We start from the raw sequence: 18298 nt of genomic DNA, 5'->3' as shown, positions 1-18298 counted from the left end.
CTGGCTTGTCCCCGCCGGGAGTTGTGATCCGGCGAGGGCGCGACGACCCGGCCGGCCGGTGGACGGCCGACCGGATGCCGCGGCGGGCTTCAGCTGAGCGTGACCTGCCGGTTGGTGAGGCCGCCGCGGGCGCGGCGCTCGTCCGCGGTGAGCGGCGCGTCCGTCGCCAGGGCGGCGGCGAGGCGCTCGGCGAACTCGGCCGCCGGCTTCTCCACGTCCTCGGCGGTGACCCCGCTCGGCAGGTCCCACACCGGCACCGTCAGCCCGTGAGCGCGGAAGGAGCCGACCAGGCGGGTGCCCTCGCCGAGGCTGGAGCGGCCCGCGGCGTGCAGCCGCGCCAGAGCGTCCAGAAGCAGCTCCTCGGCGTGCGGCATGACCCACCGCAGATGGTTCTTCTCCGGCGTCTCGCACCAGTACGCGGCGTCCACGCCCTGGAGCTTGACGGTCGGGATGGCCGCGGAGTTGGCCCGCTCCAGGGAGGCGGTCACGTCGGGCGTGGCGTTCTCCGGGTCCGGCACCCAGAACTCGAAGCCGCTGTGCACTTCTGGCTCGAACGCGCCCTCGGGGTCGAGCAGATCCTGCAGCCGCGGGCTGTCGGCCGGGGCGCGGCGGCCCTGGACGGGCGTGCCGGGCTGGGCTTCCAGGGCGCGCTGGAGGGTGTCGGCGAGGTCGCGGCTGATGTCGCCGGACGAGGTGTCGTTCTGCAGGCCGATCAGGACCGAGCCGTCGTCGCGGCGCAGCGCGGGCCAGGCCATGGGAAGCACCGTGGCCAGCGTGACCGCGGGGACACCCTCGGGCAGGCCGTCCTTGAGCGTCAGCTCGACCGTGGCCGCCGGGACCAGCTCGCGCAGGGCGACCCAGTCGCACTCGCCGGGCAGGCCCTCGAAGGGGCGGTGCACCAGCTCGGTCGCGGCGTGGGAGGCGGCCCGGCCGTGACAGGCCTTGTAGCGGCGGCCGCTGCCGCAGGGGCAGGGCTCGCGAGCGCCGACGACCGGAACGTCTCCATCGGCGCCTGCGGTGCGGGCCCCGCCCGTGGTCTGCGGGCGCTTGGCCTTCGTCTGGGGTCGCTTCTTGGCCATCGGTGGGTCTCCCGGTTACGGCTCGTCTCGTACGGTCGCGAGCCTAGCCGTTCGTGCCCCGGGCCACGGGGTCCTGTGGACAACGCCCGGTTCAGCGCGGCGTACGCGCTCAGTCCATGTCGTCGAAGGCGTCCGCGAAGTCCAGTCCGGGTATCTGGGAGACCGCGGGGGCGGTGATGCGTGTCGCGAAATCGTCGCGGCGGTGGCCCGCGTCCGGGTCGTGGACGTCGTCGTGGACGATGACCCACACCGTGACCTCGCCGCGGATGTCGTCCCGTACGCCCCAGTCGTCGGCGAGCGCGGTGATGATGTTCAGCCCGCGGCCGCCGTGCGCGGTGACCGACGGGGTCGCGGGGGCGGGGCGGGTCGGGCCGCCGCCGTCCGTGACCTCGACGACGAGTCGGCCGGCCGGCTCCACGCGCCACGCGGCCCGGACGTCACCGTCACCGGAGAGCGCGTCGCCCAGGGGCCTGCCGTGCTTGCACGCATTGCTCAAAAGTTCGGAAAGGATCAGTACGGCGTCGTCGATGACCGATTCCGCCACGCCACCTCTGCGCAACTGCGCACGCATCCGGTGTCGCGCTTCTCCCACGCCCGCAGGGCCATGGGGTACGGCCATGCTCGACGACGTGGGCACCTCCTGTGCCACCACCAACGCCACCCCCGAGACCTCCTTCGCCCCACGCCACGGTGTGGATGCCCCATTGGCCTGTACCGGAAACCGGCCAATCCACGTCCGGTGACGCATTCACCACGAACGAATACGGACCGAACGCGCCGGAGCACTCCTTGTAATCGCATGGCTGGAAATCATCGGTGTGGCCGAGATGGGAGGATCCCGCCCCTCAAGGCGTGAGGTCAAGAGGTGTGCGTGGGTCTGGTGGGATGTGAGAGGTCGGCGGTCCCGGTCGTCAGCGGCCGAGCTGGTCCAGCACCGCGCGCGGGCGGTTGGTGATGATGGCGTCGACGCCCAGCTCGACGCAGTGGTCCACGTCCTCCGGCTCGTTCACGGTCCACACGTGCACCTGGTGGCCGGCCTGCTTCAGGCGCTCGATGTACGTGGGATGGTTGCGCACGATCCGGATGGAGGGGCCCGCGATCCGCACGCCCGGGGGCAGCCGTCCGTCGCGCAGCCGGGGCGAGGGGAACTGCGTCAGATGGACCGTCGGAAGGGTCGGCGAAGCGGCCCGTACGCGGTGCAGCGAGCGGGCCGAGAAGCTCATGACCCGCACCTGTGACTCCGCCGCGGAGGCCGGGGCGTCGAGGCCGAACCGCTTCAGCAGGACCAGCAGGCGGTCCTCGACCTGCCCCGCCCAGCGGGTGGGGTGCTTGGTCTCGATGGCCAGTTCCACGCGGCGCCCGGCGTCGGCGACGAGTTCCAGCAGCCGCTCCAGCGTGAGGACGGAGGTCGCCTCGCGGTCCTCCGGGCGGTGCTCCCAGTCGGGTTCCTCGTCGCGTCCCCGCCAGGCCTCGCCCGTCTTCCAGGAGCCGAAGTCGAGGGCGGCGAGGTCGGCGAGCTCCAGCGCGGAGACCGCGCCGCGGCCGTTGGACGTACGGTTGATCCGGCGGTCGTGTACGCACACCAGGTGGCCGTCGGCGGTGAGGCGCACATCGCATTCGAGGGCGTCCGCGCCGTCCTCGATCGCCTTGGTGTACGCGGCCAGGGTGTGCTCCGGGGCGTCCTCGGAGGCTCCGCGGTGGGCGACGACTTGAATCACATGCTGCCGTGTGTGGGTCACCGCGTCATGGTGCCACCGAGTGCGGGTACGCGTCCGGTCGGACGGACTCGACGGATGCACGGGTCCGGACGGAGGCATAGGGATTGCATCCTTTTCGCCTGTAATGACCTATATAAAGAATGGCCTCGGACGCACAGCCACCGCTTATGGTGCTCTGACGGCCTGTGGGAAAAGCTGACGGCATACAAAGGGACAAGCGCAGCTGTATCGCGTCGGACCCGTCGAACGGCGGGAAAAGCGTGACCGAGTGCGACCCGGAAAACAGCCGTGGATCTAGGAGAGAAGCTGTGAGCACCGAGAACGAGGGCACCGCGGTACCCCCCGCCCCGTCCGCACCCCCCGTGCCGGTGGACGCTCCCGCTGCTCCGGCGCCCCAGGCACAGGCCCCCCAGGGGCCGTACGGGCAGGACGCCCAGGGCCAGGCCCCCCAGGGGCCGTACGGGCAGGACGCCCAGGGCCAGGCCCCGCACGGGCAGGGCGCCTCCGGTGACGCCGGTCACCCCGGCGCCTCCTCTTCCGCCCCCGACCCGTCCTGGCCCCCGCCCCCGCCGCCGAGCGCCCCGTACGGCGACGGCGGTTCCGGGTCCGGCTCGGGCGGCTGGGGTTCGTCGTACCAGCAGCCGGCGCCGAAGTCCGGCCGCGGGCGCGGCGGGCTGGTCGCCGCGATCCTGGTGGCCGCGCTGGTCGCGGGCGGCGCGGGCGGCGGGCTCGGATATGTGCTGGCGAAGGACAACGACGAGAGCACCGGTTCCACGACGGTCTCGGCCTCCGCGAGTGGCGGCGACGTCAAGCGCGACCCGGGCACGACCGCGGGTGTCGCCGGCAAGGCGCTGCCGAGCACGGTCACGATCGAGGCCGAGAGCACCAGCGGCGAGGGCGGCACCGGCACGGGCTTCGTCTTCGACAAGCAGGGCCACATCGTCACCAACAACCACGTGGTGGCGGACGCGGTGGACGGCGGCAAGCTCACGGCGACCTTCCCGACCGGCAAGAAGTACGACGCCGAGGTGGTCGGTCACGCGCAGGGCTACGACGTGGCCGTCATCAAGCTCAAGGACGCCCCCTCCGACCTGAAGCCGCTCACCCTGGGCGACTCGGACAAGGTGGCCGTCGGCGACTCGACCATCGCGATCGGCGCCCCGTTCGGCCTGTCCGACACGGTGACGACGGGCATCATCAGCGCCAAGAACCGCCCGGTGGCCTCCAGCGACGGCAGCGGCAGCCAGGCGTCGTACATGAGCGCCCTGCAGACCGACGCCTCGATCAACCCGGGCAACTCCGGCGGTCCGCTGCTGGACGCGCAGGGCAATGTCATCGGCATCAACTCCGCGATCCAGTCCACCGGCAACGGCGGCTTCGGCACCGGCCAGTCGGGCTCGATCGGCCTGGGCTTCGCCATCCCGATCAACCAGGCCAAGTACGTCGCCCAGGAGCTGATCAAGAACGGCAAGCCGGTGTACGCGAAGATCGGCGCGTCCGTCTCCCTGGACGACAGCTCCGACGGCGCGCAGATCACCGACCAGGGCGCGGGCGGCGCGGCACCGGTCGAGCCGGGCGGCCCCGCTGCCAAGGCGGGCCTCAAGCCGGGCGACGTCATCATCAAGCTCGACGACCGGGTGATCGACTCCGGCCCCACCCTGATCGGCGAGATCTGGACCCACCAGCCCGGCGACAAGGTCGCGATCACCTACGAGCGCGGCGGCAAGCAGCACACGGTCGACGTCACGCTCGGCTCCCGCGTCGGCGACAACTGACCCCCACCGGCCCGCACCGACCCGTTACCCTTGTCCCCGCGCCGCCGATCACGGCCGGCGCGGGGAGGCGTGCCCGAGCGGCCGAAGGGAACGGTCTTGAAAACCGTCGTGGCAGCGATGTCACCGTGGGTTCAAATCCCACCGCCTCCGCGCAGGTCATAGGTGTTGCAGTGCAGAAGGGTGCCCCTCGGCGAGGGGCACCCTTCTGCGTGGGGCAACGGCAACCGGCTCACCGCCGTCTTCAGCCTTGAGATTCCACGACGCAGGAGTGTCATGACGAACACCAGGGCCCGGACGGCCGCGCTGATCACGCCCGTCGGGCGGGAGGCCCAGGACGAGGCGAGGGCGCTGGCCCGGGACGGACGTACGGGCAAGGCCGTCCGGCGGGTGCGCAAGGGCTCCTGGCTCAAGCGGGGCCCGGCCCGGGAGGCGGTGGGCATGCTGGCCGACGGGCACACGCTGCCCACGAGCAGTGCCGAGGCGCTGGCTGCCCTGCGGCGCATCGACGCCCCGCTGGTCGCGGAACTGGCCGCTCTGCTCGGCGACGGTCAGCAGATCGCCGCGGTCAAGCTGCTCCGCGAGCGGACCGGTGTCGATCTGGCCGGTGGCTATCACCTCGTCCTGGAACTGGGCAGCGAGCCGGAAACCCAGTGAGCACTACGATCAGCGAGGCGTGCTGGTCGGAGAAGGGTGGGTGAACGCCGCCGTGAGTCGGCGCATCGTCGTCGTCACCGCCGTGCACGGTCCCCATGCCCGGTTCCTGCCGGAGGCCTACGCGTCGTTGTGCGCGCAGCGGCTTCCCGGGGACTGGGAGTGGCACTGGGTCGTGCAGGAGGACGGGGAGAGCGAAGGCGTCAGGCCGTATGTGCCCAGGGACGCTCGCGTGACGTTCCGACAGGGGCGGGCCGGGGGGCCCGGTGTCGCGAGGACCATGGCGCTGGCGCACGGGGACGGGGCGTACGTGAAGGTCCTCGACGCCGACGACCGGTTGGCGCCGGGCGCGCTCGCGCGGGATCTCGCCGCGCTGGAAGGGGATCCGGACCTCGGCTGGGCCACGTCGCGGGTGCTCGACCTCATGCCCGACGGGTCGACCGTCGGGTTTCCGGGCGATCCGGACCAGGGGCCGATCGAGCGCGGGGCCGTGCTCGCGCACTGGAAGGCGAACGGCTTCCTCGCGCAGGTGCATCCCGCCTCGCTGTTCGTGCGGCGGGAGTTGCTGCTCGCCCTGGGCGGGTGGATGGCGCTGCCCGCCTCGGAGGACACGGGGCTGCTGCTGGCGCTGAACGCGGTGAGCCGGGGCTGGTTCTCGGCGGAGGTGGGCCTGCTGTACCGGAAGTGGGACGGGCAGGTGACCGGGCAGGCGGCCCATACGGACCGGGCCGAGCGGGAGGTGCGGATGGCTGTCGTGGAGGCCAGGGCCAGGGCGTTGTCCCGGCTCCAGTGGGGTGCCCCGGCCGCTCTATGAGAGCAGTTCGGTCTGCATCGGGGCCGTCGGCGTCAGGTCGTGGCGGGTGTACCACTCCGTGCCGAGCAGCCGTTCCCGTTCGGGCAGGGGAAGTGCGGCGACGAGGCCCGGAGCGGCTCCCCGCGCCACCTCCGTGCGGTGGGCCAGGACCGCCGCGACCTTCCGGTCCAGCCAGGGGGAGACGTCGACGGTGGCGGTGACGCGTGCGTCGGGGACCGTGTGCACGGCCTTGCCCACGGGGGCCAGGTGTCCGCCCCACGCCCGGGCGGCCGAGTGCGGGTGGGTGGACAGGTACAGGGCGCTCGGCTGCCACTGATCTCCGGCGTCCGGGTAGAGGCGTTCCAGGCCGGCGGCGTGGACCGCGAGCGCGGTCACGCGGTGGGTGTGCACATGGTCCTCGTGCCCCGTCAGCCCCCCGTAGGCGTCGTGGGTGACGACGATCTGCGGGCGGAAGTCCCGGAGGTGCGCGACCAGTTTCCCCACCGCCTCGTCCAGCGGGGCGTCGCACCAGCGCGGTCTGCCCGGGGCCGAGTGCGGGACGTGGGAGTCGGCGTAGCCCAGCATGCGGGGTGTGCCGGCGCCCAGGATGTGGAGCGCCTCGGCCAGTTCCTCGGCGCGTGGGGTGTCCGCCGACCAGGTCGCGGTGACGACCGCCGTGCGCGCGCCCGCGGACGCGTGGCGGGCGAGGACGCCGCCCGCCGACAGGGACTCGTCATCGGGATGGGCGAAGACCGCGAGCAGGCTCGGTACCGGCATCCGCCCTCGCTACGGCCCGTCCGGCGCCGACCGCGGCGTCTCGGTGAGGGTGATCGCCTGGCTCGGGCACTTCTCCACCGCCTCCAGGATCTCCGGTTCCTCACCAACCTGCTCGCGGCCCGGGCGGACGGCCCCGAAGCCGTCGACGAACTCGAAGACCGCCGGCACCCGGTGGACGCACTCGGCGGAGCCGTAGCAGAGCTCGCGGTCTACGGAGACCTTCATCCTCGTTCGTCCCCCTCCTGACGGCATCGGGGTCCCGTGGCCGTCGGGAGTTCACTGCCCAACGGGCCGTCGGCTGAACCGGCCCGGCTAGCGTGTGGCCCCGGCGGTGGCCAGCCAGTGGGCGACCCGGCGTACGGCGGCCTCGTCGAGCCGTTCGACCAGGGCCTGGACGGTCGTGTCGTCCTCGGGGGAGAGGTCGTAGAGGCCCGCCTTGGTCAGGCCGGCGATGAGGACCTGGTGGCGGCGGCCGGTCATCCGTTCCGCCAGGCTGGTCGGTTCGCCGGGGGCGGGCTCAGGATCCGGCTGAGATGCAGCGGTCTGCTTCAGCGGGGTGTCGAACCGGTGCCACGCGCCGTCCTTCGGCCCCCACAGGGCGACGGTCACCTCGTCGCCCCGCGCGCGCATGGTCTGGGTCATCTCGCCGAGGGCGTACAGCACGGGCGAGCGGTGGGGCGACTGCGCGGCCGTCCGCCAGGAGCCCGCGGCCGGCCGGTAGAACATCGCGACCCAGCGCGGAGCGCCCTGCGGTCGTGGGCTCTCGGGACGTGACTCCACTGCGCTCACCCCTGTACATCGCTCCGGAAGCGGTACGGCAGGCCGACCATAGCTGACGGGTCGTCAGTTATCCAGGGTCGGAGGGCACGGTCCGCCAAGGCCCGGGGCACGGTCCGCCGAGGCCCGGTGGCACGGTCCGCCAGGGTTGCGGGGCGGGGTCGGCCGGGGAGGATCACCACGTCGTCCGGCACCGGTCCCTCCCCTCGTGGGGACCGGTACCGAACGGTGGAGCTGCCGTCGTCCGGGTCGGACGGAAGCTGACCGGCTAGGTGCGCTGCTGCGTCCGGATCCTGCCATTTCCGGCCATGGAGGAGGAGGTTCCGGTGCCTAGCGGACGGTATTGCCGCAGGTCAGCCATATAGAGTGAGTTTTCCGGTCCGGACGTCCAGGCGTGGGAAGTAAGGAGCTGAGACCTTGAGTTCCGACTCGGGGGCACGCACCGCCTTCGCGGAACGCCTCGCACTGCTGTACAAGGAAGCCGGCAACCCTCCTCTCAAGCGGGTGTCCGAAGCGGTCGTCCGGCTCCAGCGGGTCGACGAACGCGGGCGGCCCGTGCGGGTGTCCGCCCAGCGCATCAGCGACTGGCGGCGAGCCCGGAACGTACCCGCCCAGTTCCCCGCTCTCGCGGCCGTGCTGCACGTGCTGATCCCCGATGCGCGGCGCTCGCGGCCCACGCCGGTCTCCCCCGGTCTGTACGACCTCGGCCAGTGGCAGCGGCTGTGGGAACGCGCGGTGGCCGACCCGGTCGGCGAGCGTCCCGCGGCGTCCGCGGCCGAGGAGCGCCCTGCGGACGAGACCGCGTCCGCGCCCGGCGGGGTGTGCCCGTACCGGGGGCTGGCCTCCTACCGCCGCGAGGACGCCCGGTGGTTCTTCGGCCGGGAGCGGAGCACGGACGCACTCGTCACCCAGCTCGGGGCCGTCGCGGGGACGGGCGGCCTGGTCATGCTCGTGGGCGCGTCGGGGGCGGGGAAGTCCTCGCTGCTGAACGCCGGTCTGGTGCCCGCCCTGCGGGACGGCGCGCTGGGCGGTGACGACGGCGACGAGAGCGGCCGGGCGCGAGAGGTCGTGCAGCTCGTGCCCGGCGGTGATCCGCTGGCGGAGCTGAGCCGGTGCATCCCCGAGCTGGCCCCCCTCGTCTCGGCCCTGACCCCGCCGGGGGAAGACTCCCCCCGGCCGGAGACAGGCGGATCCGACACCGCCTGCTCAGGGGCCCCTGGACCGTCCCCCGCCTGGGGACCCGCACCGCAGGAACCCGGCGGCGGCCCACCCGCCACGGAACCCGGCGCTCCGCCCTTCGTCGACGCCGTCCGTGCGGCCGTCGCCGCCTGGGCCCGGCACGAAGCCCCCTCCGGGGCCCGTCCGGTCGTCATCGTGGATCAGTTCGAGGAGACCTTCACCCTCTGCCCCGACGAGGCGGACCGGCGCACCTTCATCGAGGTCCTGCACGCCGCCTGCTCGCCCGCCGGCCCCGGCGAACCGGCCCCGGCGGTCGTGGTGCTGGGCATACGCGCCGACTTCTACGACCGCTGCCTGAGGTATCCCGAGCTGGCCGACGCGCTCCAGCACCGGCACATGGTGCTCGGGCCGCTGACCACCCCGGAGCTGCGCGAGGCGGTGACCGGCCCGGCCAAGGCCGTCGGCCTGGAGCTGGAGCCGGGTCTGGCGGAACTGATCGTCCGGGAGGTCAGCACCGACGGGCCGCGCGGGGCACACGACGCCGGCGTGCTGCCGCTCCTCTCGCACGCCCTGCTCGCCACCTGGCAGCGCAGGAAAGGAGGCCGGCTCACGCTGGCCGGCTACCGCGCGGCCGGCGGCATCCAGGGCGCGGTCGCGGCGACCGCCGAACGGGCCTGGACCGGCCTCGACCCGGCCGCGCGCACCGCGGCCCGGCTGCTCCTGCTCCGCCTGGTCCGGCTGGGCGAGGACACCCAGGCCACCCGCCGCCGCGGGACCCGGCGTCAGCTGGCGCAAGAGTCGACCGACCCCGGCAAGACCGAGGAGTCCCTCGAGGCGCTGGTCCGCGCCCGGCTGGTGACCCTCGACGCGGAGACCGTGGAGATCACCCACGAGGCGCTGCTGCACGCCTGGCCGCGGCTGCGCGACTGGATCGACGAGGACCGGCAGGGCAATCTGCTGCGCCAGCGCCTGGAGGAGGACGGCCGGGCCTGGGAGGAGTCGAACCGCGACACGTCCCTGCTCTACCGGGGGTCCCGGCTGGAACAGGCCCACGGCTGGGCGAGATCCGCCGGGGACACGTTCCTGACCCGCAGCGCGGTGGAGTTCCTGGCCGCCTCGGTCCGGCTGCGCCGGCGGAACATCTGGATCGGCCGGGGCGCGGTGGCGACGCTGGTCGTGCTGGCGATGCTGGCCGTCGGGTCGGCCGTCGTCGCCTGGAAGCAGCGGGACGAAGCCGTCTTCGAGCAGGTGCTCGCCCAGTCCGACCGCGTGCAGGAGACCGATCCGTCGCTGTCCGCGCAGTTAGACCTGGTGGCGCACGGGCTGCGGCCGGACGACAAGGGCGCGAACAGCCGTCTGCTCTCCATCGTGAACGCTCCGCTCTCCACGCCCCTCACCGGCCACACGGGCGCCGTCTACCTCACGACCTTCAGCCCGGACGGACAGACCCTGGCCACCGCCAGCTACGACCGGACCGTCCGGCTGTGGGACGTCGCCGACCCCAAGCGCCCGAAGCCGCTGGGCAAGCCCCTCACCGGTCACACGAGCTGGGTGAGCAGCTCGATCTTCAGCCCGGACGGCCGGACCCTCGCCAGCGCCTCCGACGACGGCACCATACGGCTGTGGGACGTGACCGACCCCGAGCACCCGAAGTCGCTCGGCGGGCCCCTGACCGGCCATGGCGGCACGATCTACCTGATCGCCTTCAGCCCGGACGGACGCACGCTGGCCTCCGCCGGCGACGACCGCACCGTCCGGCTGTGGAACGTGGCCGACCCGCGCCGGCCGCGGCCCCTGGGCAAACCCCTGACCGGGCACACGGCCGCCGTGCGGTCGGTGGCGTTCGGACCGGACGGCAAAACCCTGGCCGCGGGGGGCGACGACGGCACGATCCGGCTGTGGGACGTGTCCGACCCCGGGCGCCCGGAGCCGGCCGGGTCGCCGCTGACCGGCCACACCACCACCGTGCACTCGGTGGCCTTCAGCCCCGACGGGCGCACGCTCGCCAGCGGCAGCTCGGACGGCACCGTACGCCTGTGGAACATGGCCGGTCCGGGCCGCCCGGCCGCGATCGGCACGCCGCTCACCGGCCACACCGGCCCGGTGTGGTCGGTGGCCTTCAGCCCCGACGGGAACATGCTCGCCGCGGCCAGCGCGGACAGCACCGCGAGCCTGTGGAAGGTCAGCGACCCGGAGTATCCGTCGCAGGTCGGAGGGCCCCTCGCGGGCAGCAGCGGTGAGATGTACGCGCTCGGCTTCAGTCCCGACGGGCGCACCCTCGCCACCGGGGCGGGCGACAACAAGGTCCGCCTGTGGTCCCTGCCGACGTCGGACATGACCGGCCGGACCGGAGTGTTCCGGCCGGACGGGCGGCTGCTCGCGACGGCGGCGCGGGACGGGCGGATCCGGCTGTGGGACGTACGGACGCCCGGCAGGCCGGTGCGGATGGGCGAACCGTTCCGCCCGGGCAAGGGCGACGTGCGCTCCCTGGAGTTCTCCCCGGACGGCCGCACCCTCGCGGTCGTGACGGGCAACCGGGTGGTGGAGCTGTGGAACCTCGGCGACCCCGAGCGCCCTGTCCGCCACGGCTCACCCGCCCCCCTGCACATCCGGTACGCCGACCCGCTGGCCTTCAGCCCGGACGGGCAGGTCCTGGCCACCGCCGACGACGACCGCACCATCCAGCTGTGGAACATCGGCGACCCGGCCCGCCCGCGCCCGCTCGGCACGCCCCTCACCGGTCACAAGGGCTACGTCAACCACCTCGTGTTCAGCCCGGACGGCCGGACGCTCGCCAGTGGCAGCGCGGACGGCACGATCCGGCTGTGGAACGCGACCGACCCCGGCCGGGTGACCTTGATCGGGGAGCCTCTGAAGGGCCACCTCGGAGCGGTCAACGCCCTCGCCTACAGCCGCGACGGCCGCACGCTGGCCAGCGCCGGCGACGACAACTCGGTCCGCCTCTGGGACATCACGGACCCCGCCGAGGCGTCCGAGCAGGCACGCCTCAGGGGTCATACGGAGGCGGTCGTGTCGCTGACGTTCAGCCAGGACGGCCGCACCCTGGCCAGCGGCGGCAACGACAGCACCGTCCGGCTGTGGAACGTGTCCGACCCCTCGCACGCCACCGCCATCGGGCAGTCGATGAGCCCCCACTCCAAGACCGGAACGTTCCTGGCGTTCAGCCCGAACAGCCACATGCTGGGGGTGTCCAGCGGCGCGGACACCATCCGGCTCTGGAACCTCGACGTCGACACGGCCGTCCGCCGCATCTGCGCGATGACCCGGGGCGTGCTGACGCAGGACACCTGGCGGGAGTACCTGCCCCGGCTCTCCTACGATCCGCCGTGCGAGGACTGACGAGGCCGTCTCGCACAACAGGCCCGGCAATCAAGGCAGTTGAGTGATACGAGTCACAACCCGGGCCTTCCTGGCGGCCAGTCGGCTCGCGGGGCGTAAGCGCTTGTTACCCTTGGCCATAGCTCGACCGCTGGTGCATCCCCCGTCGCCAGCGGTCGGGCCTTTTTTCAGCGCAGGTCGAGGCGCATCAGAATCCGGGGATGACCGGCCAGGACCGAGGCCGTGTCCGCCGCGTGGGCGAAGCCGGCGCGCTCGAAGTTCTTCCGCAGGCCCGCGTACGCCATCGTCAGGTCGACCTTGGCGTCGCCGTTGTCCAGCGGGTACGCCTCGATCGCCGGTGCGCCCCGGTCCCGGGCGAACTCGACCGCACCGGCGATGAGGGCGTGCGAGATGCCCTGCTTGCGATGTCCGGGGCGGACCCGGACGCACCAGAGCGACCACACCGGCAGATCGTCGACGTGCGGGATCTTGCGGTTGCGGGCGAAGGAGGTGTCCGCGCGCGGGGCGACGGCGGCCCAGCCGACCGGCTCGTCACCGTCGTAGGCGAGCACGCCCGGGGGCGGCTCCGCGCGGCACAGCTCGGCGACGTACTCGCCGCGGGCCGGGCCGCGCAGCTCGTTGTTGAGCCTGGAGGGGATCCGGTAGCTCAGACACCAGCAGACGTTCGCCCCGGGCGACTTCGGCCCGAGCACGGCACGGACGTCCTCGAAGTCCGTGGCCGGCCGAACGTCGATGCTCATGCCCTCACGATGCCACGCGCCGGGCACCTGCGCCCATCGAGATCGTCCGGGAGCCCGGCGGGGAACTCGTCGGCGCCTTCGAGAGGTTGCTGCCGACGGTCCACGGCACCACGTTCTAGGCGGACGCCGCCCGCAGCAGCCGCAGTTGGCCGATCTCGCTCACGTTCTTCATCAGTTCCGCGTTCACCCAGGCCACCATGTGCTCGACGGTGTGCTCGGGATCGTTCGGCCAGGGGAACGGGGCCGTGGCGTCCAGGTCCTGGTCGGTGAGGTCGTCCAGGACCTTCAGCCACTGGGTGCGCAGGTCCCGCAGCCACTCGACCGTCGGGGCGCCCTCACCGGGCCAGACGATGTCCGCCCGGTCGCGGGGCGGGCGGCCCTGTGCGTGGTCGAGGGTGACGCTCCACCACCATCCGATGTGCCAGCTCACCCACCCGAGGGTGGGTACGGGCACCGGGTCGGGCTCGGTGTCCGCCCAGTCCGGGACCCAGGTGCCGTCGGGCCCCCGGCGCATCGTCCAGCAGAGCTCCGCGGGCTCCCAGAGGAAGTCCCCGGGCTCCAGTCGCTCCAGGTGGTACTCGAACAGTGACCAGGTGAACTCGAACTGCCAGCGCGGCAGTTCCGTACGGGAAGCGCTCATCGGACGACACTACGGGGGCGCCGGGGCGTCCCGGGCCAGTCCCGCCCAGTCGAGGTCGCGCAGCGCGGGCTCGGCGTCGCAGCCCGACGGCAGGCGGGGCGAGGACTGGAACCAGACGACGGTCAGGCGCGAGCGGTAGGCGACCGGGTCGCGGGCCGGGTCCAGGGCGGCGGAGTGGAACGTGCCGAGGCAGGCCACGGCGGGCAGCACCTCGACCGGCCCGAGGCCGCCCGCGTACTGGTCGGGGTACTCGCGCGGCGGCGGGAGGAGGTGCACCGGCGTGCCCGGGCGGGACCGCTCGGCGGCGTGCAGGAGGCTCCGGATCCGCAGGTCGTTCAGCGGCTTGCAGGGGTAGCCGTCCAGCAGGTCGCCGTACGTCGACGAGAACCGCAGCTCGGCGAGGTCCACCGGGCGGCCGGAGGCCAGGACGAGGCGGGCGAGCGCCAGGGCCGGCGTTTTTGCGTGGCGTTGCATCGAGGTCTTTCGGTGGTGGTCATGGGCGGTGCCTTGGTCACGGCCGGTGCCCCGTCAGCCGTGCCGCCGACGCGATCGTCGCCCTGGCCTCCCGCTCGGACAGACCGGTGTCGATGGCCGCGTCGACCAGGGGATCCACCAGCGCCGGGCCGATGCCGTCCTCGTAGGCCCGGCAGGCCGCCCAGAACAGGCGGGTGTTGCGCTGGCCCTCGTGCGCGGCCAGGACGAACTGGACCAGGCCCTGGCCGTGCCCGCCGGCCGCCGGGGGCACCGGGTGGTGGGGGTGGTGGGTGCGCGGTGGCGGGAGCAGCAGCCGCAGGAGGGAGCGCGGGCAGCGGGCGGGGGCCAGGTGCGCGGTGCCCGGGGCGGCGGCGTACACGCCCTGGCCCGTGCGGGAGCCGGGGCCGACCAGGTAGCCGCCCGCGCCCCGGATGTCGATGCCGGGGGCGAGCCGGCCCGCCGAGTTGGGGACGACCACCTCGGGCGGGCCGCTCAGCCACAGGTGACGCCCGCCGGACGGGGTCACGACGACCACGGTCGGCGGGATCGTGAACAGGTGCCGCAGCGCCAGCTCGCGCAGGGCGGCCGAGGAGTCCGTGCCGGTCTTCACGTCCAGGTCGAGGCCGATCAGATGGTGCGGGGGCAGCCCGCAGGCGATGCCGTAACCGGTCGCCCAGGGCGCGGCGGCGAACAGTTCGCGGATGCGGTCCGGGTCGCTGGAGGCGTCGTAGACGCCGTGCCCGAGCCGGCCGCACGCGCCGTGGCAGGGGGAGGGGGCGGGGTCGTCGCGGTGCGGGGAGCGCAGCGCCGGGAGCTTGGAGCGGGACAGGGGGATGACGGCCAGTCCGCGTTCGGCGGCTGACAGGGCGTGTGCGAGGGCCAGCGTCGTGGCCTGCCGGTCGGTGGTGGCCATGACTCTAGTTTCGTACGTACGTTCGAAAAAGGAAAGAGGGAGCGGGTGTGACGCGCCGGGGCCGGGCGGCGGCGGGGAAAAGTGCTGGAACGCTTCGTCCCTTGCGGTGCCTGGGTTCGAACGCCCCCTTCCGCTCCCATCTGGGGCTGAAGTGACAGACAGGGGTTTATCGACTTGTCCTCACGCTTGCGTGCGAATAGTGGCTTCCGGTGTGGTTCGCCGGGGATTCGGTGGGCAACTCTGGACTCGCGACGTCGCGCACCGCACCGGGGCGGCCGGCCAACTTCCCTGGTGACAGCAGTGGTTCACGCACGAAACGGCCATGAGCCGGTGCGTCCTCGGTTCGATCAGTCCTGGAGGGACAAGAAACATGGCAAGCATCCGTACCGCCCGCGTCATCGCAGCCGTCTCCGCCCTGCCGCTCGCAGCCGCCCTCTTCACCGGTGTCGCGGCGGCGGACAACGGCGCCTTCGCGGACAACGGATCCATCGCGTCCGCCACGGAGGCCGAACAGGGCATCCTCGGCAGCGGCGTCGGCGGCGACAACTTCGGCACCGCGGCCACCACCCAGCAACAGGCCGTCGGTGACGGCGCCTCGAACCAGAGCAACACGGCCCAGGTCAACGGCTCGGAGTTCACGGCCGTCAACCAGGGCAACGCCAACACCGCCATCAGCTTCTCCCCGCTGTGGTGGTGAGCTGAGCGGGCCGGTGCGCCGGCATCGGCCCGGGTGCGGTGGGGGTGTGCTTCGTGGGGTGACAAGCGTCTAAGCGGCGGTACTCCGGTACCGCCGCTCAGGCGTTTTCGTGTCTGCGGGGTCTTGACGGGACACCGTATCTGACGGACAGTCAGAAACCGTGAGTGGTGAGCCGGAGGTCCACGAGGAGTTCGAGGCGCGCCTGAAGGCCTACGAGGGCCGGCCGGCCGCCGCCACCGGGGTCGGCCGCGACCCGGTCAACGAGCCGATGATCAGGCACTGGTGCGAGGCCGTGGGCGACACCAGCCCCGCGTACACGGGACCGGACGCCATCGCTCCGCCCACCATGCTCCAGGCATGGACCATGGCCGGGCTCACCCACCGCCCGGAGCGCACGGCCGCGTACGACGAACTCCTCACCCTGCTCGACGAGTCGGGTCACGCCGCGGTCGTCGCCACCGACTGCGAACAGGAGTACCTGCGACCGCTGCGCCCGGGCGACGAGATCACCTTCGACTCCGTGATCGAGTCGGTGTCCGGCCGCAAGACCACCAAACTCGGCTCGGGCTACTTCGTCACCACCCGCACGGACGTCCGGGCCGGCGGAGAACTCGCCGGCACCCACCGCTTCCGCATCCTCAAGTACGCCCCCGCACACCGGCCTTCGAAGCCGGCCGAACGCCGCCCCCGCCCGGTCGTCAACCGCGACAACGCCGGCTTCTGGGACGGCGTGGCCCGCCACGAGCTCCTCATCCAGCGCTGCACCGGCTGCGGCGCGCTGCGTTTCCCCTGGCTGCCGGGCTGCAACGCATGCGGCTCCCCGGACTGGGACACCGTCGAGGCGAGCGGCGAGGGCACGGTCTACTCGTACGTCGTCATGCACCACCCGCCCTTCCCGGCCTTCGAACCGCCGTACGCGGTCGGGCTGATCGAACTCGCCGAGGGCGTGCGGATCGTCAGCAACGTCGTGGACGTGCCGTACGACAAGGTGCGGATCGGCATGCCGGTGCGGCTGGAGTTCCGGCGCTACGACGACGAGCTGGTGCTGCCCGTCTTCCAGGGGGTGACGCCGTGAAGGCCGGCGACCGGCTCCCGCCGCTGGAGATCCCCATCACCCGCACCCTGATCGTCGCCGGGGCGATCGCCTCCCGGGACTACCAGGACGTCCACCACGACCCGGACCTCGCCCGGCAGAAGGGCTCCCCCGACATCTTCATGAACATCCTGACGACCAACGGCCTGGTCGGCCGCTACATCACGGACCACTTCGGCCCGCGCGCGGAGCTGCGCCGGGTGGCCATCCGGCTCGGCGCGCCCAACCACCCCGGCGACACGATGGTCCTGACCGGCACGGTCGAGGAGGTCGACGGGGACACGGCGACCGTCCGGGTCGTCGGTGCGAACGGACTCGGCAAGCACGTCACCGGCACCGTGACGGTGAGGGTCCCGGCATGAGCCTGCGCGGGCGGGACGGTCTCGGCGGGCGCGCGGCCGTCGTCGGTGTGGGGGCCACCGCCTTCTCCAAGGACTCGGGCCGCAGCGAACTGAGCCTCGCCGTCGAGGCGGTGCGGGCGGCCCTCGCGGACGCCGGACTGACACCGGCCGACGTCGACGGGATGGTCACCTTCACCATGGACACCAGCCCCGAGATCACCGTCGCCCAGGCGGCGGGCATCGGGGAGCTGTCCTTCTTCTCCCGGATCCACTACGGCGGCGGCGCGGCCTGCGCCACCGTCCAGCAGGCCGCCCTGGCGATCGCCTCGGGCGTGGCCGACGTGGTCGTCTGCTACCGGGCGTTCAACGAGCGCTCGGGCCGCCGCTTCGGCTCCGGGGTGCGGCAGCGGGAACCCTCGGCGGAGGGCGCGGCCCTCGGCTGGTCGCTGCCGTTCGGCCTGCTCACCCCGGCCTCCTGGGTGGCGATGGCGGCCCAGCGCTACCTCCACACCTACGGGCTGACCCCGGAGGCCTTCGGGCACGTGGCGGTCGTCGACCGGAAGCACGCGGCGACCAACCCGGCGGCCTGGTTCCACGGCCGGCCCATCACCCTGGCCGACCACGCCGCCTCGCGCTGGATTGTCGAACCGCTGCGGCTGCTGGACTGCTGCCAGGAGACGGACGGCGGCCAGGCCCTCGTCGTCACCTCGGTCGAACGGGCCCGCGACCTGCCCCACCCGCCCGCCGTGATCACCGCGGCCGCCCAGGGCGCCGGACGCGCCCAGGAGCAGATGACCAGCTTCTACCGCGACGACCTGACCGGCCTGCCCGAGACCGCGGTCGTGGCCCGGCAGCTGTGGCACACCTCGGGGCTGGCGCCGGCCGACATCGACGTGGGCATCCTCTACGACCACTTCACGCCGTTCGTGCTGATGCAGCTGGAGGAGCTCGGCTTCTGCGGCCCCGGCGAGGCGGCGGACTTCGTGGCCGAGGAGCGCCTGCCCCTCAACACACACGGCGGGCAGCTGGGAGAGGCGTACCTGCACGGCATGAACGGCATCGCGGAGGCCGTCCGGCAGATCAGGGGCACGGCGGCGAACCAGGTGCCCGGGGCGGAACGGGTCCTGGTGACGGGGGGGACGGGCGTGCCGACGTCGGGACTCGTACTGACCGCCGGCCCCCAGGGGTGAACCCGCAGTACCCCGGGCCCGCCGCTCCACCTACAGGAGGTGCAGCGGGCCCTACCCCTACAACCTGAGGGGGACCCCGCTTCGGGACCTGCGGCCGATCC

The 18298-nt window shown here is 72.9% G+C and carries 18 protein-coding genes and 1 tRNA gene; 9 read left to right on the top strand and 10 right to left on the bottom strand.

Annotated elements, in window-relative coordinates; genetic code table 11:
- Nucleotides 1–89: 89 nt before the first annotated feature.
- The 3 genes from AB0G20_RS05475 to AB0G20_RS05465 all read right to left on the bottom strand — a co-directional run bounded on the left by AB0G20_RS05475 (nt 90) and on the right by AB0G20_RS05465 (nt 2818).
- Nucleotides 90–1079, bottom strand: a complete 990-nt coding sequence (locus AB0G20_RS05475) for a DUF5926 family protein (RefSeq protein ID WP_361296182.1) — start codon at nt 1077–1079, stop codon at nt 90–92.
- Between the two features lie 109 nt (nt 1080–1188).
- Nucleotides 1189–1827 carry an ATP-binding protein gene (locus tag AB0G20_RS05470; RefSeq protein WP_361296179.1) on the bottom strand — a complete coding sequence of 213 codons (639 nt, stop codon included), beginning with the start codon at nt 1825–1827 and terminating at the stop codon, nt 1189–1191.
- Nucleotides 1828–1990: 163 nt separating this feature from the next.
- Entirely contained in the window at nt 1991–2818 is an 828-nt protein-coding gene (locus tag AB0G20_RS05465; protein WP_361296176.1) for a glycerophosphodiester phosphodiesterase, read from the bottom strand.
- Between the two features lie 287 nt (nt 2819–3105).
- Here AB0G20_RS05465 and AB0G20_RS05460 point away from each other — a divergent pair, with 287 nt between their 5' ends.
- The 4 genes from AB0G20_RS05460 (at nt 3106) to AB0G20_RS05445 (ending at nt 6037) form a co-directional block, all read left to right on the top strand.
- Nucleotides 3106–4572 (top strand): trypsin-like peptidase domain-containing protein, encoded by a 1467-nt coding sequence (locus AB0G20_RS05460; protein ID WP_361296173.1) that lies wholly within the window; start codon nt 3106–3108, stop codon nt 4570–4572.
- Nucleotides 4573–4635: 63 nt separating this feature from the next.
- Nucleotides 4636–4722: transfer RNA gene (locus tag AB0G20_RS05455), tRNA-Ser, on the top strand.
- A 123-nt stretch (nt 4723–4845) separates the two neighbouring features.
- Nucleotides 4846–5226 carry a hypothetical protein gene (locus tag AB0G20_RS05450; RefSeq protein WP_361296170.1) on the top strand — a complete coding sequence of 127 codons (381 nt, stop codon included), beginning with the start codon at nt 4846–4848 and terminating at the stop codon, nt 5224–5226.
- Nucleotides 5227–5278: 52 nt separating this feature from the next.
- Nucleotides 5279–6037: a glycosyltransferase gene (locus AB0G20_RS05445; protein WP_361297691.1), complete on the top strand. Its 759-nt coding sequence runs from the start codon at nt 5279–5281 to the stop codon at nt 6035–6037.
- On the opposite strand, the gene AB0G20_RS05440 is transcribed toward AB0G20_RS05445, so the two are convergent.
- From AB0G20_RS05440 to AB0G20_RS05430, 3 genes are all read right to left on the bottom strand, one after another.
- Entirely contained in the window at nt 6032–6793 is a 762-nt protein-coding gene (locus tag AB0G20_RS05440) for a PIG-L deacetylase family protein (RefSeq protein ID WP_361296167.1), read from the bottom strand. The genes AB0G20_RS05445 and AB0G20_RS05440 overlap by 6 nt on opposite strands.
- Nucleotides 6794–6802: 9 nt before the next feature.
- Entirely contained in the window at nt 6803–7018 is a 216-nt protein-coding gene (locus AB0G20_RS05435) for a ferredoxin (RefSeq protein WP_361296164.1), read from the bottom strand.
- An 87-nt stretch (nt 7019–7105) separates the two neighbouring features.
- Nucleotides 7106–7573, bottom strand: a complete 468-nt coding sequence (locus AB0G20_RS05430) for a hypothetical protein (protein WP_361296161.1) — start codon at nt 7571–7573, stop codon at nt 7106–7108.
- 414 nt (nt 7574–7987) lie between these two features.
- Here AB0G20_RS05430 and AB0G20_RS05425 point away from each other — a divergent pair, with 414 nt between their 5' ends.
- Nucleotides 7988–12109, top strand: coding sequence for a hypothetical protein (locus AB0G20_RS05425; protein ID WP_361296158.1), 4122 nt, complete (start codon nt 7988–7990; stop codon nt 12107–12109).
- 167 nt (nt 12110–12276) lie between these two features.
- Here the strand turns inward: AB0G20_RS05425 and AB0G20_RS05420 are convergent, their stop codons facing one another.
- From AB0G20_RS05420 to AB0G20_RS05405, 4 genes are all read right to left on the bottom strand, one after another.
- On the bottom strand, nt 12277–12849 hold the full coding sequence (locus tag AB0G20_RS05420; RefSeq protein ID WP_361296155.1) for a GNAT family N-acetyltransferase: 573 nt from the start codon (nt 12847–12849) through the stop codon (nt 12277–12279).
- Nucleotides 12850–12964: 115 nt separating this feature from the next.
- On the bottom strand, nt 12965–13489 hold the full coding sequence (locus AB0G20_RS05415; protein WP_361296152.1) for a DinB family protein: 525 nt from the start codon (nt 13487–13489) through the stop codon (nt 12965–12967).
- A gap of 9 nt (nt 13490–13498) precedes the next feature.
- Nucleotides 13499–13963, bottom strand: a complete 465-nt coding sequence (locus AB0G20_RS05410) for a hypothetical protein (RefSeq protein ID WP_361296149.1) — start codon at nt 13961–13963, stop codon at nt 13499–13501.
- A 37-nt stretch (nt 13964–14000) separates the two neighbouring features.
- The gene (locus AB0G20_RS05405) at nt 14001–14876 is read right to left on the bottom strand and encodes a bifunctional DNA primase/polymerase (RefSeq protein WP_361296146.1); all 876 of its coding nucleotides are present in this window, start codon (nt 14874–14876) and stop codon (nt 14001–14003) included.
- Nucleotides 14877–15246: 370 nt separating this feature from the next.
- Between AB0G20_RS05405 and AB0G20_RS05400 the strand changes: the two genes are divergently transcribed.
- The 4 genes from AB0G20_RS05400 (at nt 15247) to AB0G20_RS05385 (ending at nt 18197) form a co-directional block, all read left to right on the top strand.
- Nucleotides 15247–15573 (top strand): hypothetical protein, encoded by a 327-nt coding sequence (locus tag AB0G20_RS05400; protein WP_361296143.1) that lies wholly within the window; start codon nt 15247–15249, stop codon nt 15571–15573.
- Between the two features lie 160 nt (nt 15574–15733).
- Entirely contained in the window at nt 15734–16648 is a 915-nt protein-coding gene (locus AB0G20_RS05395) for a bifunctional MaoC family dehydratase N-terminal/OB-fold nucleic acid binding domain-containing protein (protein ID WP_361296140.1), read from the top strand.
- Nucleotides 16645–17028: a MaoC family dehydratase gene (locus AB0G20_RS05390; RefSeq protein ID WP_361296137.1), complete on the top strand. Its 384-nt coding sequence runs from the start codon at nt 16645–16647 to the stop codon at nt 17026–17028. Before AB0G20_RS05395 ends, AB0G20_RS05390 begins: the two co-directional genes overlap by 4 nt.
- Complete coding sequence (locus AB0G20_RS05385) at nt 17025–18197, top strand: lipid-transfer protein (protein WP_361296134.1); 1173 nt, start codon at nt 17025–17027, stop codon at nt 18195–18197. The genes AB0G20_RS05390 and AB0G20_RS05385 overlap by 4 nt, the downstream gene beginning before the upstream one ends.
- Nucleotides 18198–18298 lie beyond the last annotated feature (101 nt).

Origin of the sequence: Streptomyces sp. NPDC024017 (genome assembly GCF_040638895.1) — a bacterium.
In the GTDB taxonomy this organism is placed as follows: Bacteria; Actinomycetota; Actinomycetes; order Streptomycetales; family Streptomycetaceae; genus Streptomyces.
Note: the sequence above shows the minus strand (reverse complement) of the source record. Positions and strands in the feature narration are given on the sequence as shown.